Origin of the sequence: Actinomadura coerulea, assembly GCF_014208105.1 — a bacterium.
Classification (GTDB): Bacteria; Actinomycetota; Actinomycetes; order Streptosporangiales; family Streptosporangiaceae; genus Spirillospora; species Spirillospora coerulea.
In genome coordinates this window covers 2,678,112-2,699,480 of the sequence record NZ_JACHMQ010000001.1, presented here as the reverse complement: position 1 = coordinate 2,699,480, position 21,369 = coordinate 2,678,112, and the positions used below count along the sequence as shown (strand labels likewise).

General features: G+C 70.0%; 24 protein-coding genes and 1 pseudogene. 12 read left to right on the top strand and 13 right to left on the bottom strand.

The annotated features are described in order from the left end of the window. Positions 1 to 14: 14 nt before the first annotated feature. The 4 genes from BKA00_RS12525 to BKA00_RS12510 are packed head-to-tail and all read right to left on the bottom strand — an operon-like array spanning position 15 to position 3,833. Positions 15 to 1,193 carry an NAD(P)/FAD-dependent oxidoreductase gene (locus tag BKA00_RS12525; RefSeq protein ID WP_185025063.1) on the bottom strand — a complete coding sequence of 393 codons (1,179 nt, stop codon included), beginning with the start codon at positions 1,191 to 1,193 and terminating at the stop codon, positions 15 to 17. Continuing rightward, positions 1,190 to 2,620: an FAD-dependent oxidoreductase gene (locus BKA00_RS12520; RefSeq protein WP_185025062.1), complete on the bottom strand. Its 1,431-nt coding sequence runs from the start codon at positions 2,618 to 2,620 to the stop codon at positions 1,190 to 1,192. The genes BKA00_RS12525 and BKA00_RS12520 overlap by 4 nt, the downstream gene beginning before the upstream one ends. After that, positions 2,617 to 2,871, bottom strand: a complete 255-nt coding sequence (locus BKA00_RS12515; protein ID WP_185025061.1) for a (2Fe-2S)-binding protein — start codon at positions 2,869 to 2,871, stop codon at positions 2,617 to 2,619. Before BKA00_RS12515 ends, BKA00_RS12520 begins: the two co-directional genes overlap by 4 nt. After that, positions 2,868 to 3,833: a dihydrodipicolinate synthase family protein gene (locus tag BKA00_RS12510; RefSeq protein ID WP_185025060.1), complete on the bottom strand. Its 966-nt coding sequence runs from the start codon at positions 3,831 to 3,833 to the stop codon at positions 2,868 to 2,870. Before BKA00_RS12510 ends, BKA00_RS12515 begins: the two co-directional genes overlap by 4 nt. Before the next feature lie 173 nt (positions 3,834 to 4,006). On the opposite strand from BKA00_RS12510, the gene BKA00_RS12505 reads away from it, so the two are divergent. After that, positions 4,007 to 5,062 carry a LacI family DNA-binding transcriptional regulator gene (locus BKA00_RS12505; protein ID WP_185025059.1) on the top strand — a complete coding sequence of 352 codons (1,056 nt, stop codon included), beginning with the start codon at positions 4,007 to 4,009 and terminating at the stop codon, positions 5,060 to 5,062. A gap of 77 nt (positions 5,063 to 5,139) precedes the next feature. Here the strand turns inward: BKA00_RS12505 and BKA00_RS40400 are convergent, their stop codons facing one another. Beyond that, positions 5,140 to 5,538, bottom strand: a complete 399-nt coding sequence (locus tag BKA00_RS40400) for an SLC13 family permease (RefSeq protein ID WP_338072117.1) — start codon at positions 5,536 to 5,538, stop codon at positions 5,140 to 5,142. A 28-nt stretch (positions 5,539 to 5,566) separates the two neighbouring features. Next, positions 5,567 to 5,983, bottom strand: a complete 417-nt coding sequence (locus tag BKA00_RS12500) for a cation:proton antiporter domain-containing protein (protein ID WP_230298998.1) — start codon at positions 5,981 to 5,983, stop codon at positions 5,567 to 5,569. A gap of 107 nt (positions 5,984 to 6,090) precedes the next feature. Between BKA00_RS12500 and BKA00_RS12495 the strand changes: the two genes are divergently transcribed. Further along, complete coding sequence (locus BKA00_RS12495; protein WP_185025058.1) at positions 6,091 to 6,237, top strand: CBS domain-containing protein; 147 nt, start codon at positions 6,091 to 6,093, stop codon at positions 6,235 to 6,237. Between the two features lie 35 nt (positions 6,238 to 6,272). Here the strand turns inward: BKA00_RS12495 and BKA00_RS12490 are convergent, their stop codons facing one another. Both BKA00_RS12490 and BKA00_RS12485 read right to left on the bottom strand, forming a co-directional pair. Further along, on the bottom strand, positions 6,273 to 7,091 hold the full coding sequence (locus BKA00_RS12490; protein ID WP_185025057.1) for an ABC transporter permease subunit: 819 nt from the start codon (positions 7,089 to 7,091) through the stop codon (positions 6,273 to 6,275). 38 nt (positions 7,092 to 7,129) lie between these two features. Next, a complete protein-coding gene (locus BKA00_RS12485) occupies positions 7,130 to 8,029 on the bottom strand; it encodes an ABC transporter ATP-binding protein (protein ID WP_230298999.1) in 900 nt (299 codons plus the stop codon). Positions 8,030 to 8,117: 88 nt separating this feature from the next. Between BKA00_RS12485 and BKA00_RS12480 the strand changes: the two genes are divergently transcribed. From BKA00_RS12480 to BKA00_RS12465, 4 genes and pseudogenes are all read left to right on the top strand, one after another. Next, positions 8,118 to 8,570, top strand: a complete 453-nt coding sequence (locus BKA00_RS12480) for a GbsR/MarR family transcriptional regulator (RefSeq protein WP_185025055.1) — start codon at positions 8,118 to 8,120, stop codon at positions 8,568 to 8,570. 88 nt (positions 8,571 to 8,658) lie between these two features. Continuing rightward, positions 8,659 to 9,555, top strand: coding sequence for an alpha/beta fold hydrolase (locus BKA00_RS12475; RefSeq protein ID WP_230299000.1), 897 nt, complete (start codon positions 8,659 to 8,661; stop codon positions 9,553 to 9,555). 743 nt (positions 9,556 to 10,298) lie between these two features. Continuing rightward, positions 10,299 to 10,397: pseudogene (locus BKA00_RS38830) on the top strand (hypothetical protein); the annotation flags it as partial. 183 nt (positions 10,398 to 10,580) lie between these two features. After that, on the top strand, positions 10,581 to 11,339 hold the full coding sequence (locus BKA00_RS12465; RefSeq protein ID WP_230299012.1) for an FAD:protein FMN transferase: 759 nt from the start codon (positions 10,581 to 10,583) through the stop codon (positions 11,337 to 11,339). Positions 11,340 to 11,423: 84 nt separating this feature from the next. Here BKA00_RS12465 and BKA00_RS12460 read toward each other — a convergent pair whose 3' ends face one another. Further along, on the bottom strand, positions 11,424 to 13,781 hold the full coding sequence (locus BKA00_RS12460) for a LuxR C-terminal-related transcriptional regulator (RefSeq protein WP_185025053.1): 2,358 nt from the start codon (positions 13,779 to 13,781) through the stop codon (positions 11,424 to 11,426). Between the two features lie 548 nt (positions 13,782 to 14,329). Here BKA00_RS12460 and BKA00_RS12455 point away from each other — a divergent pair. Together BKA00_RS12455 and BKA00_RS12450 are read left to right on the top strand one after the other, a co-directional pair. Further along, positions 14,330 to 14,467, top strand: a complete 138-nt coding sequence (locus tag BKA00_RS12455) for a hypothetical protein (protein ID WP_221493125.1) — start codon at positions 14,330 to 14,332, stop codon at positions 14,465 to 14,467. Continuing rightward, on the top strand, positions 14,464 to 14,949 hold the full coding sequence (locus BKA00_RS12450; RefSeq protein ID WP_185025052.1) for a hypothetical protein: 486 nt from the start codon (positions 14,464 to 14,466) through the stop codon (positions 14,947 to 14,949). Before BKA00_RS12455 ends, BKA00_RS12450 begins: the two co-directional genes overlap by 4 nt. A gap of 201 nt (positions 14,950 to 15,150) precedes the next feature. Here BKA00_RS12450 and BKA00_RS12445 read toward each other — a convergent pair whose 3' ends face one another. Next, the gene (locus BKA00_RS12445) at positions 15,151 to 15,513 is read right to left on the bottom strand and encodes a winged helix-turn-helix domain-containing protein (protein ID WP_185025051.1); all 363 of its coding nucleotides are present in this window, start codon (positions 15,511 to 15,513) and stop codon (positions 15,151 to 15,153) included. A 191-nt stretch (positions 15,514 to 15,704) separates the two neighbouring features. Continuing rightward, positions 15,705 to 16,265: a hypothetical protein gene (locus BKA00_RS12440; protein WP_185025050.1), complete on the bottom strand. Its 561-nt coding sequence runs from the start codon at positions 16,263 to 16,265 to the stop codon at positions 15,705 to 15,707. Between the two features lie 357 nt (positions 16,266 to 16,622). Between BKA00_RS12440 and BKA00_RS38825 the strand changes: the two genes are divergently transcribed. The 3 genes from BKA00_RS38825 to BKA00_RS12425 all read left to right on the top strand — a co-directional run bounded on the left by BKA00_RS38825 (position 16,623) and on the right by BKA00_RS12425 (position 18,510). Further along, positions 16,623 to 16,901 (top strand): transposase, encoded by a 279-nt coding sequence (locus BKA00_RS38825; RefSeq protein WP_185025049.1) that lies wholly within the window; start codon positions 16,623 to 16,625, stop codon positions 16,899 to 16,901. A 128-nt stretch (positions 16,902 to 17,029) separates the two neighbouring features. Continuing rightward, positions 17,030 to 17,320 (top strand): DUF3303 family protein, encoded by a 291-nt coding sequence (locus BKA00_RS12430; RefSeq protein WP_185025048.1) that lies wholly within the window; start codon positions 17,030 to 17,032, stop codon positions 17,318 to 17,320. A 542-nt stretch (positions 17,321 to 17,862) separates the two neighbouring features. Continuing rightward, on the top strand, positions 17,863 to 18,510 hold the full coding sequence (locus BKA00_RS12425) for a TetR/AcrR family transcriptional regulator (RefSeq protein WP_185025047.1): 648 nt from the start codon (positions 17,863 to 17,865) through the stop codon (positions 18,508 to 18,510). A gap of 370 nt (positions 18,511 to 18,880) precedes the next feature. Here the strand turns inward: BKA00_RS12425 and BKA00_RS12420 are convergent, their stop codons facing one another. Beyond that, positions 18,881 to 19,846, bottom strand: coding sequence for a MerR family transcriptional regulator (locus BKA00_RS12420; protein WP_185025046.1), 966 nt, complete (start codon positions 19,844 to 19,846; stop codon positions 18,881 to 18,883). 137 nt (positions 19,847 to 19,983) lie between these two features. Here BKA00_RS12420 and BKA00_RS38260 point away from each other — a divergent pair, with 137 nt between their 5' ends. Further along, positions 19,984 to 20,379, top strand: a complete 396-nt coding sequence (locus BKA00_RS38260) for a hypothetical protein (protein WP_221493124.1) — start codon at positions 19,984 to 19,986, stop codon at positions 20,377 to 20,379. A gap of 132 nt (positions 20,380 to 20,511) precedes the next feature. Here the strand turns inward: BKA00_RS38260 and BKA00_RS12410 are convergent, their stop codons facing one another. Continuing rightward, the gene (locus tag BKA00_RS12410; RefSeq protein WP_185025045.1) at positions 20,512 to 21,336 is read right to left on the bottom strand and encodes an SCO6745 family protein; all 825 of its coding nucleotides are present in this window, start codon (positions 21,334 to 21,336) and stop codon (positions 20,512 to 20,514) included. Between the last annotated feature and the right edge of the window lie 33 nt (positions 21,337 to 21,369).

Genomic DNA, 21,369 nt, shown 5'->3' with positions numbered 1-21,369 from the left:
CGCTGTCTCCTTTCTCATCGGGCCTCCTCGTAAGGCGCGGCGGGCGCGGCGGGCTCCAGGAGCCGGTCGGGCCCGAGGTCGCGGATGTCGACCGGGGTCGGCTTTCCCTCGACCAGGCAGCGCAGGGTCTCGCCCCACAGCGGGGCGAACGTGAAGGCGTAGGTTCCGCCCGCGACTAGGAAGCCGGGCGCGCCCGGCACCTCCCCGATCACCGGCATCTCATCCGGCGTGGCGGCCAGGGGACCAGCCCACGTCCGCAGCAGGCGCAGGTCCCGCACGAACGGCAGGACACGGGCGGCCTGGGCGACGTTGCCGAGGACGCTGGACAGGCTGACCGGGCTCCGGCCGTCGGGTTCCAGCCGCAGGGCGGGCCAGCCGCCCCCGATCAGCAGGTTCCCCGCGGTGACCTGCTTGACCGACAGGCCCTCGCCGATGTGCTGGACGAGGTGCCGCAGCGTCTCGGGCAGCCGCACGGTCACATGCATCTGGATGGCGACGGGCGTCATCCGCAGGCCGATCCCCGCCAGCGCGGCGATCTCCCCGAGCCAGGGCCCGGCCACGTCGACCACGTGCGGGGCCTCGACGGTGAGGTCCCCGGCAGTGACCCGCCAGCCCGATCCGGAACGTTCCACGGCGCGGACCGGGCAGAACGGGTGCAACCGGGCTCCGTGCCGCACCGCCGCCGCCAGGTAGGCGGGGGTCGTCAGCAGCGGGTTGGCGTACCCGTCCAGCGGACACCAGGTGGCCGCGGTGACGGTGGGGCCGAGCAGCGGCAGCGCGGCGCGGGCCCCGTCGCCGTCCAGGACCTCGGTGCGGATCCCGGCCCGATCCTCCCAGGCGTGCTTGGCGATCAGCTCGGCACGCTGTTCGGGCGTCTCGGCGATGGTGAAACCGCCGCTGCGGCGCAGTTCCACCGAGGTCTCCAGTTCCGCCTCGACCGAGTTCCACCGGTCGCTCGCGGCGCGTTGGAGGGGCAGGAACCGGGCACTGTCAAGCGGGACCTCCTGCCCGGGCCGCCGGGTGTGGACGGCCTGGACGTGCAGGTTACCCGCTGTCGTGCCCGATCCCTCCCGGCCCGGAGCGCCGCGGTCCAGGACGATCACCCGGTGCCCGCCGCGGGCGAGATGGAAGGCGGCCGCGCCGCCCAGTACCCCGGCTCCGATCACGACCACGTCGGCGGTCAGCGCGCTCATCCGTCGCCCCCGTCCTGCTCGCCGAGCGCGAGCAGCGTCTCGACGGGCACGGGGCGGATGGGCTGGCGGGCCGGGAAGACCGGGACACCGCACCGCGCCGCGCCGTCCGCCGCGTCGCCGGCGGCGTCGCGGACGAGGCCGGCGACGGCGAACCCGCAGAAGCGGCCCTGGCAGGGGCCCATCCCGGCGCGCGACCACGACTTGGCGGCGTTCAGGTCGCCGCCCGCCCGCTCGGCGGCGGCTGAGCGCACGGCGGCGGCGGTGACCGCTTCGCAGCGGCACACGATCGTGTCGTCGTCCAAAGTGGCCGCCAGCGCCTTCCGCAGCTCGGCCTGGCTCGGGTACAGGGCGTCGCTGAGCGCGGTGAACCGGGTGAGGGCGCGGCCCCGCGCGGCGAGCCGGGCGATCTCCCGGGGGCCGGGGGCTGCGGGGCTCCCCTCGCGGAGGAGGATGTGCGCGGCGGCCGTCGCGCCGCGGACCAGGGCCCGGTGGACGCCGCCGACGCCGGCCGCCTCGCCGGCCACGTACACGCCGGGCCGGCTCGTGCGGCCGAAGGCGTCGGTGACGGGCTCGGCGTCGCCGGTCACCGCGTCGGCGCGGATCTCGCAGCCGAGCAGGCGGGCCAGGTCGGTCTGCGGCCGGAACCCGTACCCGACGCAGAGGGCGTCGACGTCCACGGTCCGCAGCGGCCGTCCCGGATCGGCGGTGGCGGCGAGCGTGGCCGACGAGACGCGGTCGGCCCCGGACGCCCTGCTCACGACGCGCCCCTGCCAGAGCGGAACGCGCGCGCGGGCCAGCCGCGCCGCGTATCCCGCCAGTTCGCGGAGCCGGGCGGGATGCCGCAGTGCCGTTGCCGCCCGCAGCGACGGCCGGTAGGGGTGCCCGGCCTCCGCGACGCCGACCACGTCGGCGCCGGCGGCGAGCAGGGAGCAGGCGACGGGCAGCAGGAAGGGGCCCGACCCGGCGACCAGCACCCGCCGGCCCGGCGAGGTGCCGTCGGCGGCGGCCAGGTGCTGGGCGAAGCCGGGCGTCGTGACGCTGGGGAGCTGCCAGCCGGGGAACGGGTGGGTCCGCTCGTAGGCGCCGGTGGCCACGATCACGTGGCGTCCGCGCAGCCGGACGGGGGAGCCGTCCGGGCCGGTACCGAGGAGTGTCCGCCCGTCGTCGTCGACCCCCCAGACCAGATGGCCCGTCCGGCAGTCGACGCCGAGGCTCCGGACGCGCGCGACGAGCCGGCCGCCCTCCGGGCGGTGATCTCCGTGCTCGCGCAGCACGGCGGGCGACGGGCTGCGGTAGTACTGGCCGCCGAGTTCGGGCTGCTCGTCGACGAGGGTCACGGCGAGCCCGGCGGCGGCCAGCCTTGCCGCGGCCGACAGCCCGGCCGGGCCACCGCCCACGATCAGCACGTCGCACGCGGTGGTCGTCATGGCGCCCCCGTCTCGACCGCCATGCCGGGCAGGACCCTGGTCAGGCACGCCCGCACACCGGGCCGCCCGTCGACGGTGACCTCGCACTCGAAGCACACGCCCATCCCGCAGAACGGCCCGCGCGGCTCCCCGCTGACCGGGTTGTCGCGCAGCCGCCAGCGCCCGTCGGCCACGAACACGGCCGTCAGGGACGCGCCCGCGGCGGCGTCCACGGGTTCCCCGTCGATGGTGATCCGGGTGCCGGTGCTCATGGCCGCGCCCCGACCGCGCCCCGCTCCGGCGCGAGGGTGTCCGCCAGGCCGGACTCCTCCAGGACCGCGCCGATCGCCTCCAGCGCGGTGCCGGTGACCGGCCGCAGCGGTGGGCGGACGTGCCCGCCCGGCTGCCCGAGCAGGGACATGGCCCCCTTGAGCTGGGCGATCGGCGAGCCGAACACGCCGCTGTAGTCGGGGCGGATGAGCCGTCCCGACAGGCAGGTGTAGCGGTCGGCCCAGGTGCGGGCAGCCGCGCCGTCGCGCCGGGCGACGGCCTCGTAGTAGGGGACGGCGAACGGGGCGCCGAGCCCGCCGCCGTCGATGTTGCCGTCGCCGCCGAGTTCCAGCAGGACGGCCAGGCCGCGGCGGTGCAGGAAGCTGCCGAAGACCCGGACGCGGTCGGCGACCGCCTCGACCGTCGCGAGCATCCGGAGCCAATCCCCGGTGCTGTCCTTGATCGCGGCGACCCGGGGCAGGTCGGCCAGCCGCCGGACCAGATCCGGGTGGTCGCCCATGTCGACGGCGACGCCGCGCGGCCAGTTGTAGACCATGAACGGCAGGTCCGTGGCCGCGCTGACCTCGGCGAAGAACGCCAGGAGCTCCTCCGGGCCGGGGTGGACGTAGGGCGGCGGGGTGGCGAGCACGCCGTCGGCCCCCGCGTCGGCGGCGTGCCTGGCCAGCCCGATCGCCTCGGCCGGGGTGTACGCGGTGACGCCGACGACCACGGGAACCCGGCCGGCCACCTCGGTGACGGCGATCTCGGCGACCCGCCGGCGCTCGGCGGGGCTCTGGCTGAACCACTCGCCGGTGCTGCCGTTGACCAGCACGCCGTGCACGCCCTGCCGCACGTACAGCCGCAGCAGCGCGCGCCAGGCGTCCTCGTCCAGCGCGCCATCCGCGGTGAACGGCGTGGGCGCCGCCGGCCAGTAGCCGTGCCATGAGACGTCGTCGCGATCCAAGATCTTTCCCCGAGTCTGTAGAGCTCATCCCGCTGGGATCGGTTGCACAAGGTTGCGGCAGCGGTAACTCATGTGTCAAGAGTCGCCTTCTAGCTTTTTGTTGCTCCGACCTCGCCCACCCTCCTGTGGCATGATGAGTGCGCTAGTGGGATCGATTGCAGAGACGGAGCACGATGAGCGTCACCCTGAAGGACGTGGCCGCCGCCGCAGGCGTCTCACGCAGCACCGCCTCCCGGGCGCTGAGCGGCTCGTCCCTGATCGCCGCCGAGACGCGCGCCCTCGTCGAGGACACCGCCCGGCGCCTCGGCTACCGGCCGAACCGCGCGGCCAGCTCGCTGCGGTCCCGGCAATCGCACCTGATCGGGCTCGTCGTCGGCAACCTGGTGAACGCCTCGTTCCACACCGTCGCCGAGGTCGTCCAACGCCGCGCCGCGGCCGAGGACTACCAGATGATGCTCTACATCACCGACGCCGACCCGCGCCGCGAGGAGACCATCCTCAGGACGCTCGGCGAGCACGGCGTGGACGGCCTCATCCTGATCGGCACCGGTTCCAACGCCGCCGCCTCCAACGCCCTGCTGGCGGGCGGCACCGCCGTGGTCAACCTCATCCGCGGCGCGGCCGAGAGCGCCGCCCCGACCGTCCTCGCGGCCGACCGCGACGGCGCCCACGAGGCGACCCGGCACCTGCTGGACCTCGGCCACCGCCACATCGGCTACATCGGCGGGCCGCCCGACACGAACTCCGGCCAGGAGCGGTTCGCGGGATACGAGCAGGCCCTGCGCGAGCGCGGCCTCCAGGTGGACGAGCGGCTGGTCGAGCGCGGCCCGTTCGAACCGGCCTTCGGCTCCGACGCGACCGACCGGCTGCTGTGCCGCGCCCCGGAGATGACCGCCCTCCTCGCGGCCAACCACGAGGCCGTCTTCGGCGTCCTGCCCGCGCTCGTGGCCGCCGGCGTCCGCGTCCCGGACGACCTCTCCCTCGTCTGCTACGAGGACATCAGCTGGCTCCGCTGGTGGCACCCGCCTGTCACCGTCGTCGACAATGGCGCCCGGGAACTGGGCGAACTCGCCATGGACCTTCTCCTCCAGCAACTGGAACGCGGCCGCGGCAAAGTCCCCCCCGCCCGGAACAGCCGCACCTACCGCGTCGGCGCCCAACTCGTCCAGCGCGGTTCCTGCGCCCCGCCACCAGACCGCCAATATTCCGAGAACCCGCCCCCCGCCTAACATCCGGCTTGGTGGGCGCCGCGACTGTCATGGCTGTTCTCGGACGTCCGGTTGGCGGCGTCGTTGTTGTCAGAAGCTCAGTGCCCGCCGTAATTCCAGCACGAGGGCAAGCGCCCAAGGCGCCATCCCCATGTCTTCCCAGAGGCTGACAGAGAGGCCTTGAAGCCAGCCACGTACACATAGAGCATGCGATGCGCGAGGGGAGTGACAGGCCCGACGACAAGATGGGAGCGGCTTCTCAGAGAGTCCGTACGGGCCTGGTGCCTCCGGCTACCGTGGATTAGTGCGGTCGTGGCAGCGCGGGCAGTGAATGTGGGAGATCGCAACGGACTCGATCTTCCCTGAGGTGCGCTGGCGATGAGCGGGGCCAGGTTGACCAGGAAGTCGTTGAACGACAGGTCGCCGCGGCCGACGATGATGATGATGTTGGGCGGGTCGCCGACCAGCGTGGCGGTGCCGCCGATGCTGGAGGCCATCACCTCGGCGATCAGGTACGGACGACCTTCAGGGCAAGTCGTTCGCAGACCAGGAAAGTGACCGGGGCGACAAGCAGCACGGTGGGGACGTTGTCCAGCAGCCGTCGTCGAAGCCGCGGGCGACGACGATGTCGGTGGAGGCGTGGGCGAGGATCGACAGGGTGATGGTGACGCCGGCGAGGTGGAAGATCTTCTCGCCGGCCGGGATGCCGGACTCCAGGACCAGCAGCCCGTAGACGACCGAGGCGAAGCCCTTGGGGCCGAACCACACCATCGCCGCCTGCTCACGCGCGGTCAGCCCGGAGCGCAGGAACGACACCCAGATCCCCACCGGCCGGGCGACCACGAGGGCGAGGACGGCGAAGGCCCAGCCCGTCCAGCCGACGTCGCCGAGGAACGCGGGGGACAACAGCGCACCGAACACCACCAGGGCGGCGAGCTTCACGAACGGCAGGACGAGGCCGTCGTTGCAAGCTCGCCGGGAAGGCCGTCGCCGACCTCCTCGCGGAGGAGCGGACGGCGCTGCCCGCAGTCGACGCCAACGCCACCGCCATGGAGATCGCCAGCGTCATGGCGGCCAGTCGCAGCCCCGTCGGCGCGGTCAGCGGCGCACCCGACCGCACCGACGCCCCGATGATCGGTGTCATCACCGTCGCGCACCTCCTCGACCGGCTCCTGCCCGGAGCGACCGCAGTCTAGGAGTCCGCTTCCGGACGACCGCGGCCGGACCAGGATCAGCCGAGGTCGCGGTGGGTGAACCGCCAGGCTCCAGCGATGACGAGGACGGCCGCGGCCGCGGCCAGGATCGCGGTGTCAGCGAACTGGAAGCCGTTCTTCAGCGGCTCGCCGCCGATGTAGTACTGGTACGGGGTCAGATCGCGGAGCCAGGTGGCGCCGATCTGCGGGGCGAAGCCGTGCAGGGCGTAGGCGGCGACGCCGGCCCCGGCGGTGATGCCGAAGACGGTGGGGCGGCTCTTGCGTGTGGCGGCGCCGAGACCGGTGGCGAGTGCGCCGAACACGGTGGCGAGCAGGGCCAGGTTGATCGCCTGGGCGGTGAAGTGGCCGAGGCCGATGGCGTCCAGGCCGGCACTGGAGCGGATGGCCGTCATCGCGGCCAGCACTGCGGCGGCGATGACGGCGGCGCCGGTGGCCAGGGCGGCGAAGCGGTGCAGCAACAGGCGGATGCGGCCGACGGGGTGGGCCAGCAGGAGGTCCAGGTAGCCGGACTCCTCGTCGGCGGAGATCATTCGGGCCCCGGTGGCGGCACCGTAGAAGGTGGCCAAGAGGGGGACGAGGAGGCCGAACACGGCGCCCTGGAGATAGCCGGCGGCGCTGGAGACGTCATTGAGGCCGAAGCCCCGCATGGATTCGGGGACGCTCGCCACGGAGTCGGCGGAGATCTGCGGGTAGAAGCTGCCGTACATCATCGCCAGCAGTCCGGTGGCGGCGGCCCAGGCGGTGAAGACGCGGCGGTTGTCGTACAGGGTCTTGGTGAAGATCGAGCCGCTGAAGGCGCGGGCCGGGCCGGAAATGCCGGGGACGGGGGTGGTCATGGTGCCGCCCTTTCGGGGACGCGGTGGCGGGGGATGGGTCAGGCGGCGCTGGGAGCGCCGGTGTAGTAGGCGTGGAAGAGCTCTTCCAGATCCTGGGTGTCGGCGCGCAGAGCGGTAACCGTGTGCCGGGCCGCGGCCTTGACCAGTGCGTCGGGGGAGCCGTCGACGCGGCAGCTGAGCGTGGGGCCGTCGGTGGTCACTTGGGTGACGCCGGGCAGGGCGGCGAAGTCCTCGGCTCGGACCGGGTCGGCGAAGGTGATCCGCACGGTCAGGAAGGAGCGGGCGCGCAGTTCGGCGACGGTGTCCAGGGCGACCAGCGCGCCGTCGCGGATGATGGCGACGCGGTCGGCGACCGCCTCGACCTCGCTCATGATGTGGCTGGACATGAACACCGTCTGCCCGTCGGCTCGCGCCTCGGCCACCATGTCCAGGAAGGTCTGCTGCACCAGGGGGTCCAGGCCGGAGGTCGGCTCGTCCAGGACGAGGAGCTCGGGCTGGTGCATGAACGCCTGGACCAGGCCGACCTTCTGCCGGTTCCCCTTGGACAGGGTCTTGATACGGGCGGACAGGTCCAGCTCCAGCCGATCGGCCAGCGCCGCGATCCGGTGCGGGGAGACGCCGCCGCGCAGGTTGCCCAGGAACGTCAGGCACTCGCCGGCCTTCTGCCGGCCGTCCACGACGAAGTCGCCGGCCAGGTAGCCGATGCGGCGGTGCAGTTCGACCGCGTTGGCGCGCGGATCCAGGCCCAGCACGCGGGCGGCGCCAGAGGTGGGCCGGATCAGGTCCAGCAGCAGCCGGATGGTGGTGGACTTCCCGGCCCCGTTGGGGCCCAGGTAGCCGAACACCTCCCCGGCCCGTACCTGGAGGGTGAGGCCGCGCAGGCCGCGGCGGGTGCCGTAGGTCTTGGTGAGCTCGGTGAGCTCGATCGCCGTGTTCACGAGGGAGAAACTATCAGAACGTTCAGAGAATTTTGAAGCTTCGGAGCTGTTAGGATTCGATTCCGAGAAATCCGGAGAGGGGACGAGGTTGGCGGACACCACCGAGGCGGCCGAGCACCTGGCGCTGGTGCTGGCCCAGGGCGGCCTGCAGAAGGCCACCGCGCGGGTCCTGGCGGCGTTCATGTTCGCCGACCAGGACAGCATCACCGCACCCGAGTTGGCCGAGCGACTGGGCATCAGCTCCGGCGCCGTGTCCGGGGCGATCAAGATGCTGTCCACCGTCGGACTCATCGAACGTGTCCCGGCGCCGGGCAGCCGGCGCGAGCACTACCGGGTGCGCGAGGGCGCCTGGGCCACCCTGATGTCGTCCCAGAACGGCATGGTCCAGGCGATGTTCGAGGCGGCCGACCGGGGCATCGCCGCCGCTGGGGACGGCAGTCACGCGGCTCGGCGGCTACAGGAGATGCGTGACTTCTACGGGTTCATGTTCCGCGAGATGCCTGCCTTGATCGAACGTTGGCGCAGCGGACGCGGCGCCTGACGGCTTCTTCGGGACGAGGGGACGGCCGCAGGCTGGCCCGCCTCTCCTGGCACCGTCCCGCAGGGCCGTTGGTCACGGTATCCAGCCTTTGACCACCGAGCGGGAGAAGCTCATGGAGCGAGCGACGAAGATGATGGTCCTTCCTGCCGGGCCGGTGGAGTACAGGCTGGAGGAGCGCGGCCCGCGCGTGGTGCTGATGCTGCACGGCGGGCACATGCGCGCCGGGCTGCCGTTGGGTGAGGAGGTGTTCGCCGGCGCCGGATGTACCGTGTTGGCCGTCTCCCGTCCGGGCTACGGACGTACCCCGCTGGCCACCGGCGCCGCACCCGATCAGTTCGCCGCTGTGATCGGCGACCTGTGCCGCAGACTCGGCATCGTCTCCCTGAGCGCCGCTGTCGGACAATCGGCAGGCGGCCCCACCGCGGTGACGCTGGCGGCCTGCCGTCCTGACCTGGTCGAACGCCTCATTCTGGAAAGCGCGGTCGGGCTACTGCCCTGGCCGGACCGACGCACCAGGGCAGGCGCAGGCATCGTCTTCCACCCCCGGGCCGAACCGGTCACCTGGGCACTGCTCCACTTACTGATGCGCCGCGCTCCCGGCCTGGGCCTGAGACTGCTGCTGGCCGGCCTGACCCGCCGTCCGATCACTGAACTGCTCACCGCCCTCAGCACCGCGCAACGTGCCGCGTTGCTGGAGTTGTTCGGTCGGATGCGCTCCGGCGCGGGATTCGGCAACGACATTCGCACCATGACCGCACCGCACCATCTCGCCGCCCTGGCCGCGCATGCCGCGCGGCTGCGTCAACCCACCCTCGTCATCGCCGCCAGGGACGACGGGGCGGTCCCTTACGCCCACGCCGCGTCCCTGGCCGGCGCCATCCTTGAGGCTCGTCTGATCACCAGTACGGCACCCAGCCACATGATCTGGCTCGGCGACGACTACCCCGCCATCACCGCCGCCATCACCGACTTTCTGACCAGCTGACCTGACCCGTCGGCTTGCCGCCCGATCGATCACGCGGATCGAGTAGGTGAACCCAGCGGGTTTCTCAGAGGCGCTCGGCGAAGCGTTCGGCCTTGGTGATGGGCCCGGCGGCAAGAATGACATCGCCGTACTGCACCCGGGACTCGCAGACGACCGGAGTTCCGCAGGGGCGACCCACGCTGACCAGGGAGCGAATCGCCCCAGCGGCCTTGGAGATCCTGGGCGAGGCGGGCCCGGCCGGGTCACGGTGCGCGCCGTCAGCGCCCGCCTTCAGGTGTTGCCGCGCGCGCTCTACAACTACGTCGCCGACCGCCGCGACCTGTTCGCGGAGATGGTGGCGGTGACCCAGAGCGACCGGCCGCAGCCCCCCGGTTGGACCCCGCCCGGTGGTCCGAGAGCCTGCGGGCCTACTGCCGGGAGCTGCGCGCCTGGTCCATCACCGTGCTTCAGGTGGCGGCGCCGAACTCTGGGACGCCTGGCGGCCGAGTCGGCGCACGAATCTCCCGACGCGCTGTTCGAGTCGGTACTGGCCACACTGGTCGTCGGCGTGCGGGCCATGCGGTGACCTCTCACTGGTAACCGATCCCAGGGCTGGCGAGTTACGTCGCTGGCACCGCGCTGCCCATCGACGTCAGCGTGGCCGCTGGCGTTGTCGTCGATGACGCTGGCCAGGCCCCTGATACAGCGGCCACTGGGAAGGGCCGCCCGGCGGCGTCCTAGAGCGAGACGAGGACGTCGAAGCTAGCCTTCGCCGTGAAGTGCGCGAGGAACCCTCCTCTCTTGATGCGATCGGGAGCGTCGGAGTTGTTGGGGTCTCAGACCTACGCAAAACCTCTCCATAGACCTCTGGTGGCGGTTTGGGTGATATGGGGGTTTTCCCCCTGCCGGTTGTTCGGGCCCGCTGAGCATGCTGGACATGAGTCGGCTCCTACGGCGGAGTCAGTTGCCATGTTCTAGATCTTTGGAGCGGTTCGATGAGTTTCGGTAGGGACGACTTCCCCCTGTGGGGTTCCTCGGCCACCGTGATGGTCGAGAAGCCCGAGTGTCTCGACGCGGCCCGGCGTGCTGTCGACTCGGTGGTCGCCGACATCGATGCCGCGTTCGTCCGGGAGGGTTCGGATCTTGCGCGTGTCAACGCCGCCAGCGGCGCTCCCGTGAGGGTCAGCGCCACCTTCCTGGCGGTCCTCTGGACGGCGCTCCACGCGTTCGACCTGACGGAAGGGCTCGTCGATCCCGTCGTGGGCGCCACTCCCGCCGGAGACCGGACGGTCGTGATCGACGAACCGCCCGGCACGGTGATGACGCCCCCGGGGACGATTCTCGACCTGTGGGGCATCGCGCAGGCGTTCGCCGCCGACAGGGCCGCCGAATCCGCGGCCGGGCCGGCCGGATGCGGAGTCTGCGTCTGCCTTCCGGGCAGCTTCGCGACCGCGGGACCGGTGCCCGTCTCGGGCTGGCCGGTGCAGGTGATCAACGGTCGCCGTGAGCGGGACGAGGGAGCTTCCCGCGGCATGAGCCTCGTGCTGCGGACGCCTGGCGGACTGGCCACCTCCGTCCTGGCGGCGCAGGCCCGTGAGTCCGGGCAGGTACCGGCGCGGTCGCTGCCGGCCAATGGTCAGCCCTGGCATGCGGTATCGGTCTTCGGTCTTCGCTGCGTCGCCGCCAAGACCGCCAGCATCGCCGCCCTCTCCTTGGGAGACGCTGCCATCACCTGGCTGGAGGCCCGGGAGTTGCGTGCCCGTATCGTGCACACGAACGGCACTGTGACCACCGTCGGATGCTGACCCATGCTTGCGTGACCATCACTGCCGCTCGTGAAGCTCCGCGGACGGCCCTCGCGGACCGAGTCGGCTTCGCTTTTTCGGGCCTCATCTGGCAGGGCCCGCCTCGTCTCCCCGCCCATGCCTCCAGACCCAGGACGCGATCTGGACGCGGGAGGTGAAGCCGAGTTTGTCCATGATGTGCTCGATGTGCCCTTCGACGGTGCGCGTCGAGATCACCAACCAGGTGGCGATCTCCTTGTTGCTCCCTCCCTCCGCCACCAGGCCGGCGATCTGGGTCTCCCGCGGGGTCAGGGGCGAGGACGTGCCGGGAGCACTGCTCTCGGTGCCCGTGGCCGAAGACTCGCCCAGGGCATAGGCGACCCCTTCCTCGAGGGGCATCTCCAGCCCGCGGCGCAACTCCTTGAGGAATCTCGAAGAGCCGAGTGCGAGGCGGACTTCTTCCTCGCAGGCGTCGTGGTATCGCACCAGGTGCCCGTACCCGGAGAGGGGAGCGCCGAGTGCCTTCCACAGGGCCTGGGCGATTCCCAGGAAGCTCGCCGCTCGCGCATGCCGCCCCTCGGTGGCGTCCACCCAGGCCAAGACCTCCAAGTTGAGGCCCATACCGAAAGGATCTTCCAGGGAGCGGTTAGCGCGCAGGCTGTCCTGCTCCAGCGCGGTTGCGCGGGCCGTGTCGCCTTCCAGCCATCTCTCGACCCCCAGGGCCATCATCGTGTACGACCGATGCCAGGTCTCCCCGTGGGCGTCGCAAATGGCGAGCCCTTCTTCGCCGAGGGAGACGGCGGCCGCCGTCCGGCCCAGATAGGAATAGGCGAGCGAGAGGCGAACCAGGGCGAGTACGTGGCCGACCGGGTCGCCCGTGAGGGTGTGCCGGTCGATGCCCTCCTGGTACAGGAGGATCGCCGTCTTCACATCCTGACGACCCATCGCGACCATTCCGGAGAACACGGCCACATAGCCGAGCACGTGCTCGAGACCGAACCGCTCTCCGATCGCCTTGCTCTCCTCCAGCATCGCGGCCGCGGTGTCGAGGTCGCCCTGGATGATCGCCAGCCAGCCGGCGCACCACAGGGCCCGGGCGCGAGGCTCGTCGGCAGCGGGGGCGCGACCCAGTGCCCGGTCGGTCCAGTGCCTTCCTTCGGTCAAGTAGTAGCTGGTGATCCAGTGGTAGAGCAGGTCGGCGACCATGCCGAGTGCCGCGCGGCCGCCGGAGCGGTCGGACAGGTAGTGCTCCAGGGCGGCGCGCAGGTTGCTGTGCTCCACTTGGAGTTTGCCCAGCCATGCGACCTGGTCAGGCCCGAACAGGCTGGCATTCGCCTTGGTCGCCAGCTTCCGGTAGTAGTCGCGGTGGCGGCGTCTCAACTCGGCCTCTCGCCCGGATTCGGCCAGCCGTTCCCGGCCGTACTGCCGGAGCGTCTCCAGCAGCCGATACCGGACCCTGCCCGCCTGCTCCTCGCGGCTGACGATCGACTTCTCCACCAGCGCGGCGACCACGTCGACGACGTCCGCTCGCTCGACCCCCTCGCCCGAACACACCTCCTCGACGGCCTCCAGATCGCAACCCCCGCTGAAGACCGATATCCCTGCCCACACACTGCGTTCTTGGGGGTCGCACAGTTGGTGACTCCAATCCATCAGCGCCTGCAGCGTCTGGTGCCGCGGCAGTTCAGCCCGTGATCCCCGGGTGAGCAGCCGGAAGCGGTCGTCGAGTCGTTCCAGCACCTCCTCCACCGAGAGCCCGCGCAGGCGGGCCGCCGCCATCTCGATGGCCAGCGGCAACCCGTCCAGGCGCCGGCAGATCGACTCCACCGCCTCCCGGTTGGCCTCGGTGAGCGTGAACCCGGGCAGCACTGCCCGTGCGCGGTCGGCGAACAACTCGGCCGCCTCCGTGGCGCGCGCCGTGGTGGGGTTCCCAGGTGAAGTCCGCTGGTCCAGCGGCAGTGGCGGTACGGGCAGGGTCTGTTCCCCGGCGATCCCCAGAACCTGCTGGCTGGTGGCGAGAATTCGCAACCCCGAGGCCGAGCGCAGCAAGTTCTCGGCCAGAAACGCACATGCGTTGTGAAGGTGTTCGCAATTGTCCAACACAATCAGCATGTGCTTGCCGTGCAGATTTTCGATCAGCACTTCCAGGGGCGGCCGGCCGGACCAATCCCTGATCTTGAGCACCTCCATGAGCGTGGTGGTCAGGAGTTCGGACTCATCGAGGTTGGCGAGTTCGACCATCCACACCCCGTCGGGGAACTCCCGCTCCAAGGTCGTGGCCGTCCGACCGGCCAACCTGGTCTTGCCGACTCCACCCGCGCCCGTCAACGTCACCAGTCGGGACACGGACAGCAGACGCTTGACCTCGGCCGACTCTCGTCGTCGGCCAACGAAGCTCGTCGCCTCCGCGGGGGGCTTGGACAGCTGCCATCTGGTCGCCCCGTTCGGTGCCGCTGAAGCCATCACCATCCCGCCCGGCGTCGCCGCCCAGAGTGCTCTGACCGATGGCCATCCACACTATTGACTTGAATCTCCACACAAACCCATGAAAAGGTTAATTAGCGGTCTGGTGGCGGGGGGTGCGCCGCTGGCCATCGGCCACTGGTCTGTGACGACTGGCCCGCCCTGTGCGCCAGTGAGGCGGCGTTGACAGCGCAGGCGGGCGCTGCGAATCTTCTGTTGTTCCCCGAGAGGCGCCCGGGTGCTGGGCTTTGAGGAGATCGCACAGTCGATCGGCATCTCGGTACCGTCGCGTACCGCATAGCGTCGCTGCTACGGGAGATGGACCTGGTGGAGGAGAGCGGCGGGGGCACAAGCTGTCGCTGCGCGCGTGATCTTGCTCGCCCTCGGCGCCGAGCAGGCATTGCAGGCGTCCAAGGTGCTGCGTACCCTCGTCGAGCGCCTGTCCAACCGTCACGGGCAAGGCGGCCCCGGTGATCCCCGGGTCGGCGATGACGCGACCTGCGTGGAGATGGCGCAGACTGAGCGCACCGCGAACCCAGGAGGGCCACATGATCAACCTGATGGAGTCGGCCCAGGCCCGCCGGCGCGCGATGAACGCCCCGGCGGGCGTGGTCGCCCTCATCCGTGCCGGGGGGCGCTTCGAACGCGGTCGGCTTGTCGAGCGTCCTGAAGGAGCGGCCGCGTGAGCAGCCCCACTGACGGCCCCGCCGAGCCGGACGAGCACCGCCGCTACGCCTGCCACCTGCGGGCCCTGGCCACCGTGGGCGCCGACGATGAGCCCACGTTGGTGAACGAGATCCTGCAGGATCCCGACCAGGCGATGGCACAGTCCGCAGTGGCCCGCCACATCGAGGACCGGGCACGCCTCCTGCTGACCGACGAACGGTTTCCCGGCTGGGTCCACACCATGACCGGCGTCATCGGCGAGCGGGACTTCCTCACCCGCCGCCTGACCGAATGGACGCTGCTGGCTGCCATCGCCCAGGACAAACCATGGGCGCCTGGTCAAGTCACCGCGGCATCCGACTGGTTCCAGCGAAAGGCCGTCGAAATCCTGACATCACCCGATGCCCTTGCCCTCCTTGCCGGCCAAGGAAGGACACGACGGGTTCGGGCGGCAGCCGGCCAACGGCTCCGTCAGCAAGGTCACCAGCACCTCACCACCTAGGTGTACGGGAGTGCCATGCCGATGGGCGAGATGGGAGCGGGCTCTCAGAGAGTCCGGACGGGCCTGAAGCCTCCGGTAACCGGAAGGATCAAGACTGCTTCAACCGATCGGCCCAGGGATCGCGTCGTGCGACGCCTGAGCCGAGTTCGCCGTCGTTCACGGCCGGCAGTACCGGCCGTAGGTCTCGAGAAGCCGACTTCATCATTGGCCTTCGGCCGTCTCCGTGGAGTCCGCGACGCCGTCCAGCCGGGCGACCAGATCGCGCAGGGCGGCCAACTCCTCTGCCAGCGCACGTGACCCCTTCGGGGTCAAACTGAGCCAGGTCCGGGGACGGCGTCCGTGGTAGCCCTTGTGGATCTCGACATAGCCGGCCTCGTCCAGCGTCCGTAGATGCCGGGACAGGTTGCCGTCGGTGAGGTTCAGGGTGCCGCGCAGATACCCGAACTCGGCACGGTCGATCTCGTGCAGCACCGTCATGATGCCGAGACGGGTGCGATGGTGGACGGTGTCGTTGAGGCCTTGCGTGGGGTGCGGTGCCCCCGGCGGCCCGCTGGGCTCCCTCATCGTTGCGGGAGCGCAGTCCGCGCGGGAGGCGCGCGGCTGGTCTCCACCGGGCGCACCGCCGAAGGGACGGAGGTACAGATCCGCGATCCCGCGACAGAGAAGGAGTTGCTGGCAGTCGAGGGGAACGTCTGCACTTGGTATCTCGCTTCCGGAGTCGGCTCAGCCGGTCGCCGGAGAGGTGGAGCATCTGCTCACCGCGGCTGAGTCTTCGGCCTTGTATCCGGAGGGATGTACGTCTGCTCTCTTAAAGGTCGGTTCGACTTCGACGACAACGTCTTCGCCCGGGTCGCGATGTCATCATCTTCCAGGCGTACATGGCGGATGACGAGGTCGGATGTGATCCGGCGTAGTACTTTCAGCCACTCGGCCACGAAGGAGTCGATCCTTACGGCCAATTGGCTTCTCTCGTTGAGAAGAAATTCGTAGCTTCCGTGAACGCTGTCCCAGCGCGAATCGATTCTGAGGAAATCTCCATCGCGTGCGATAGTCCATTCGGTGGAGAACGTGTCGGATCCCCAGTGGATCTGTGCCTGGGAAAACTCCGGGCTTTGGACCTCTTCAAGCAGCGGGACCAAGTCATCAATCAGGGCGGGAATATCGTAACGATATGCGAGTCGCACGGGGACCCGGTTCCAGAACAAGATGGCGTCTTCGGTTTCCATGAGATACATCTGCCCTGTTGCGTCCGCCATGTCTTCGGCCGACCCTACCTCCAAGGTCTCAGGGTTTCCGGTTTGCAGCCGAAAGTTCATGTGTGTCCCTCCCGAGTCAGCGGGTAAGCGTAGACCGTGCCGTTGGGGTATACCTTGACAAAAAGGCTGTCCGGTGTGCTCTTTGTGTCATCTGGCTGATATTCTATGCGGTCATGCCCTTCGGGTGGTCCTGAAAGAGCCCGTTTTCTTTGGTCCTAGTTCGGCCCCGCACTCCGTCGCGTAATGGACGTCTGCGGTGCTGCCGAACTGCCCTTGCGGTCGATCATCTCCTATCGCGCGAGACATTCCTTCAGATCAGTTGACCCCATGCTTCTCGACCTTGAGTAGAGCAGCTTCAGGTTTGCATCTCTGACCGTCTCTTTCGAGGCCTTTGCCGACTTCCTCTGCTGTTTCCTCTTGCTGAGACCGTCGAGATGCTGCTGGGTCGAGGAAATCTCGCGGAAGGTCCGGACCGGCTCGGACCGGCGAGACATGCCCGAACGCCACGGGCCGTGGCAGGCACTCGGTCAGCGGGTCCGTCGCTGGAGCGCGGACGAGACCTGGGAGCGGCTGCTGGCGCACGTCCAAGTGCACGACGACGCGATCGGGGCGGTGGACTTGACGACGGACCAACTCGAACGGCCATCGGCCACCTCATCGACGGCCGACCTCCCGCAGTCGAACGATCTCCCATAACGATGTCCGCAGGGGACGTGTTCGGGGGTGTTTCCGCTAGGCGCCGGTGGGAGATTGGGTGGGACGGCACCGGGTTCACGCAGGCGTGGAGGGGGCCGCGCCGGCCCGGACGCCCGGGGGAGAGCGCGATGAGAGTCATGCTGAGAGCGGTCATGGACACTCAGGTCTCGAACGGCGCGATCAAGACCGGCAGGCTGCAGGAGATCGTGAAGTCACTGATGGACCGGCTCGATCCCGAGGCGGCGTACTTCGGCCCAGGCGACGGCGGGCGCTGCTGCGTCCTCGTCTTCGATCTCCAGGACGCCGCGGCGATACCCGCCATCGCCGAGCCGCTTTTCCAGGAACTGGGCGCGAAGATCGAGATCAACCCGGTGATGAACCGCGAGGACCTGCAGAAAGGTCTCGCCGCGTTGCAGTAGCGCGGAACAGTGCCGCCGCCTCTACCACCTGGCTACCACCTGCCGGTTCGAGGCCGGTCGAGACCTGCTCAGCCGAGAATGAAGGGGACTGGGCGGCGAGACCGCCCAGCTCGGCCCTCTCCGCGGCGGCCGGCGCCCGGCGTCCCGTGCCGACCAGCAGCGCATCCAGATCAGGTCCCGCACGAGCGATTCGGCGCAGCCGGACGGGCGCGCGAAGTCCTCGTCCGGAAGGCTGGCGACCGCCGCGAGCAGGGGCCGTCCACGGTCCAGGACGGTCTTGCGGGTGCGCACGTCCCGGTGACGATGATCCAGTGCGGAGACTTCGCCCGGTTTTAGCCGTCTATGCCTGCTCAGTGGCCTCGGCCGAACGGCGTGCTGCCTCGACGCCCTCGATAGCGGCCTGCCCGGATCAGGCCATGCGATGGCCAACGACCTCATGCGAGGTTTCGTCACGGAAGCCCCAACGTCGACTTTGCCCTCTCGTGCCGGGCCCTTGCCCTGGCGCAGGCTCTGCCTCACCGAACAATGCGTAGCTTGAAACTGTGTCAGATGAGATCGCGCGCTCACACGTCCTTGAGGTCGCCACTCGCCTGTTCGGGCAACTCGGCTATGACGGGACCTCATTGCAGCTGATCAGTGACGTCCTCGGTGTCGGCTCCGCAGTTGTCGCCGAGGTGGCTGGAGACAAGCGCGCTCTCTACCAGGAGGTCATGCGGCAGGCATTCGAGGCGGAACGGGAAATGTTGGAAGCGGCCGTGTCCCGATCGGACTCCGCTCGGTCAGCGGTGCACGAGATCGTCGACTCCTATCTCGATTTTCACGTGGCGAACCCGCAGAACCGCGCACTGTGGGCACATCGGTGGGTGGCCGACGCCGCCGACTTCTCCACCATGGAGGATCAGTACGCCCGGCCGCTGATCCTTCTTGCCGCCCGCAGGATAAAAGACGCGGTGCCGCCGGACGTCAACACCTACTACCTTCTCGGCACCATGGTCTGGTGCGTGCACGGCTTCCTGGGCTCGGGAATTCTCGACCGCTCTCAGGGGATGAAGGACCCGGCTCAGCCAGAGGTCGTCGAGTCATTCCGCGCGCACCTTCACGTCCTTATGGACCGGCTGCTCGCCCCGTGGCACCCGGCCCCCGATGACTCGGATCCACTGACCAGGCTGTCCGCCCCTCCTTCGGAGTAAACCGACCGGTTGGCGCACTATTTCGACTGACCGCCTACCGATACCCCCTGATTACAGCGCGAAGGCCCAGCCGCTCCCGCCTGACGGCAGCGTCCCAAGAGCCGGAGCCTTAACGCGCGAGCGGCTACCTGTCCGAGAGCGCGTTCAGGAACGCGTTCCGCCATGTGGTCGGCTCATCGCCGGCACAGGTCCGGAAGCAGGCCCAGCAGCCACCACGCGTGGCCGCGAACGGAAGCTGATGGACGCGTCCGGTGCTCGGCTGCGCCGCTCACACTGGCGACGAAGACACCAGCGCACCGCCCGCCGACACCATTACCAGCGACGCGGACATGCGTCCTAGGTGCTGGGTCAGTGGGTGGGCATTCGGCGGTCAGTGGTTGCCAGCTGCAAGCAACGCCCCGAGTGCCGCGGACACCGATGACGTGAAGGGCACCTCGGGCGGGAGCCGGTCACGGTTCCAGCCGGGGCCTCCGACCACCACCTGCAGTGCGGGGTGCGTGGCGTGAAGGCCGGTGAGCCAGGACGGGTCACCGGTCTCGGAGGTCTGCGACCACACGAACACCGTGTGCGCCCCGGTACGGGCTACCGCGGCTGCCAGGGCCGACGCAGGCACCCGCGCACCCAGCATGAGTCTCGCCGCGCCGGTCTCGGCCAAGGCGGCTGCCAGCACGAGGACCGGCAAAGCGTGCTCCTCCTCTGGGGCGCAGGCCAGCACCACGGGACTACGAATCCGCCCGGCTGAGAACTGCGCCTGAGGCGACGTAACCGCAAGTAGACAGCGCGATACTACGGCCGACAGTAGATGCTCCACTTCCACGTACTTGCCGGTGGCCGCATGTTTGCTCCCTATGTCGACGAGCACCGGTACGACCACCTGTTCCCATGCCGCAGTGACGCCCTCGTACCGCAGAGCCGATTCCACGATGCCGGTCATCACAAGCTCGTCCATCGCCATCGCCGCATCCGCGAGGTTTCTGATCCGCGTGGCCTGCGGATCGCCGTGCCCGGTGGCAGGGCCCTCAAGATCATCGTGGCTGTCGGCGCCACTGTGGCTCTGCGGTCCTCGGTGCTGTCCGTGCGGTGTGTGCAGGGCCGCTTCAGCGGCCTCCGTCGGGGGCGCTCCTGCGGAGATCATCTGCTGCATGGTTTCCAGCCGGGCAATGTCGGCCTGGGTATAGCGGTGATGCCTGCCAGGGCCGCCGCCCGTTGGGCCCACGCCGTACTGGCGGTCCCAGGTGCGCAGCGTGGAAGGCGCCACGCCCAGCCGACGCGCCACCTCCGCCACCCCCAGCTCGCTCATCTCGGGACCCGCCTCCCCGCCTGTCACGTCGTCCATGCTTACCCTCTACCCAGGAAGGTCACGGAAAAGGTTGGGACCGTAGCTGCACCCGCGCCTGCCGCCCACGGATCCGGGGTTCGCTGGCTGAACCGCCCCGGGCCTGCTGGAGATTCGTGCTCGGAGAGGATCGAGTCATGGCGCCCTCTATCCCGCTGAGGGGCGCAACCGCGCGGTGCGGATGGTCGCCGAAGTCCGAGCGGGGCTACGACACCGAGACCGCCGCGCTTCGAGCGGGGGCGGTCATGCTGGGCGTCCGCTCGTCCGAGACCCCGCGGCCAGGTGTCGCGCCCACCCGCCTGAGGGGTACGGCCACGCTCGGGCAGACGGCGACCGACTCCGTCCTCGACGGAACCAAGGAGGCGCTCCCGCTGCAGGAGATCCCGGGCATCGACGCCTACAGCGGCATCTTCACCCTGCTGGCGTCCCGCTCCGACTCGGCCGTGATGACCGGCACGATGGTGACCGCGGACAGCGGACTCGGCATCCGGGGCATCGCCCGCCCTGGAGGGCGCGTGCCGGCCGCCGGTTGACCGTGCGGCCGGACGGCCGGGACCGCGACCGCCTCGCGGCACAGGCCGCGGTACCGGCTCCGTCGTCGCCAACCCCCCCCGGCGGGCAACGCGATCGGCCAGGAGGTTGTGGCATCTCTTGCGTCTGGCCGCTCAGTCGTCGTGGCTCCGTGCCGCGGCGGCGATCGGCTCGAGTCCTGCGGCCAGCTCGTCGAGCTCGTCCGCGGTGAGCACTTCGTACGGCGGTGCCGCCAGCTCGTCGGTGAGGGTTTCGATCCGCTCTTTGGTCTCCCGGCCGGCGTCGGTGAAGCCGCCGTCGGCGTTCACGAGGCCGCGGCCGCGTAGACCGTCGACGACGGCGGCCAGCTGCGCTTTGGGGAGGTGGTGGATCCGGCCGAACTCCTCCGCCCTCATGCCGAGGGACAGAGCCATGAGGACGTGGGCCTCAGTCCCACCGATGCCGTGGGCGACGAGGGCGGCGTTGTGGCCGTCCCCACGGTGCTCGCGCAGCAGCGTCGTCACGTGCCAGAGCCTGGCCACCGGCTCCTCAGGGACGTCGAGTGCCCGGAGGGCGGCGTACAGCGCTCGGCCCTCGGTCGGCGCGCTGACCGCTGCCCGGGTGGCGAGGTCGGCGGCCCGCACCAGGCCGGGGGAGTCGGCGAGTTGCCCGATCACCTGCCGCAGCGCGGCGGCGCTGCCCCGCTCGCGTACGGCGATCGCCTCCTGCGGGGTGATCTTCCCCCAGACCCACGGGATGTGGCGCGCCACCTCGCCGTCGGCGAAGTTGTAGAAGACCGCGTGCACCACCTCGGCCGGGGCCGGTCCCAGCGGCGCGGCTCGGCCGGCGAAGTATCCGTCCCAGTAGTTCCGCATGCCGAGGGCCAGGAACGCCTCGTTCGGGATCTCGGAGAAGGTGACGGTGGCGATCGGCTCGATGAGCTCGGACATCCGGTGGACCTTGGCCTGTGTGTGCGACATCGGTCGGCATCTCCTGTAGGTGTCACAGCCGCC

What these genes read in the sequence shown, in the direction of transcription:
- BKA00_RS12440 (WP_185025050.1), bottom strand. Translation starts at nt 16,265, where the DNA reads ATGAACTTTCGGCTGCAAACCGGAAACCCTGAGACCTTGGAGGTAGGG.
- BKA00_RS40400 (WP_338072117.1), bottom strand. Translation starts at nt 5,538, where the DNA reads ATGGCCTCCAGCATCGGCGGCACCGCCACGCTGGTCGGCGACCCGCCC.
- BKA00_RS12490 (WP_185025057.1), bottom strand. Translation starts at nt 7,091, where the DNA reads ATGACCACCCCCGTCCCCGGCATTTCCGGCCCGGCCCGCGCCTTCAGC.
- BKA00_RS12515 (WP_185025061.1), bottom strand. Translation starts at nt 2,871, where the DNA reads ATGAGCACCGGCACCCGGATCACCATCGACGGGGAACCCGTGGACGCC.
- BKA00_RS12505 (WP_185025059.1), top strand. Translation starts at nt 4,007, where the DNA reads ATGAGCGTCACCCTGAAGGACGTGGCCGCCGCCGCAGGCGTCTCACGC.
- BKA00_RS12455 (WP_221493125.1), top strand. Translation starts at nt 14,330, where the DNA reads ATGATCAACCTGATGGAGTCGGCCCAGGCCCGCCGGCGCGCGATGAAC.
- BKA00_RS12520 (WP_185025062.1), bottom strand. Translation starts at nt 2,620, where the DNA reads ATGACGACCACCGCGTGCGACGTGCTGATCGTGGGCGGTGGCCCGGCC.
- BKA00_RS12465 (WP_230299012.1), top strand. Translation starts at nt 10,581, where the DNA reads ATGGTCGAGAAGCCCGAGTGTCTCGACGCGGCCCGGCGTGCTGTCGAC.
- BKA00_RS12525 (WP_185025063.1), bottom strand. Translation starts at nt 1,193, where the DNA reads ATGAGCGCGCTGACCGCCGACGTGGTCGTGATCGGAGCCGGGGTACTG.
- BKA00_RS38260 (WP_221493124.1), top strand. Translation starts at nt 19,984, where the DNA reads ATGGCGCCCTCTATCCCGCTGAGGGGCGCAACCGCGCGGTGCGGATGG.
- BKA00_RS12460 (WP_185025053.1), bottom strand. Translation starts at nt 13,781, where the DNA reads ATGGCTTCAGCGGCACCGAACGGGGCGACCAGATGGCAGCTGTCCAAG.
- BKA00_RS12430 (WP_185025048.1), top strand. Translation starts at nt 17,030, where the DNA reads ATGAGAGTCATGCTGAGAGCGGTCATGGACACTCAGGTCTCGAACGGC.
- BKA00_RS12410 (WP_185025045.1), bottom strand. Translation starts at nt 21,336, where the DNA reads ATGTCGCACACACAGGCCAAGGTCCACCGGATGTCCGAGCTCATCGAG.
- BKA00_RS12445 (WP_185025051.1), bottom strand. Translation starts at nt 15,513, where the DNA reads ATGAGGGAGCCCAGCGGGCCGCCGGGGGCACCGCACCCCACGCAAGGC.
- BKA00_RS12420 (WP_185025046.1), bottom strand. Translation starts at nt 19,846, where the DNA reads ATGGACGACGTGACAGGCGGGGAGGCGGGTCCCGAGATGAGCGAGCTG.
- BKA00_RS12495 (WP_185025058.1), top strand. Translation starts at nt 6,091, where the DNA reads ATGGAGATCGCCAGCGTCATGGCGGCCAGTCGCAGCCCCGTCGGCGCG.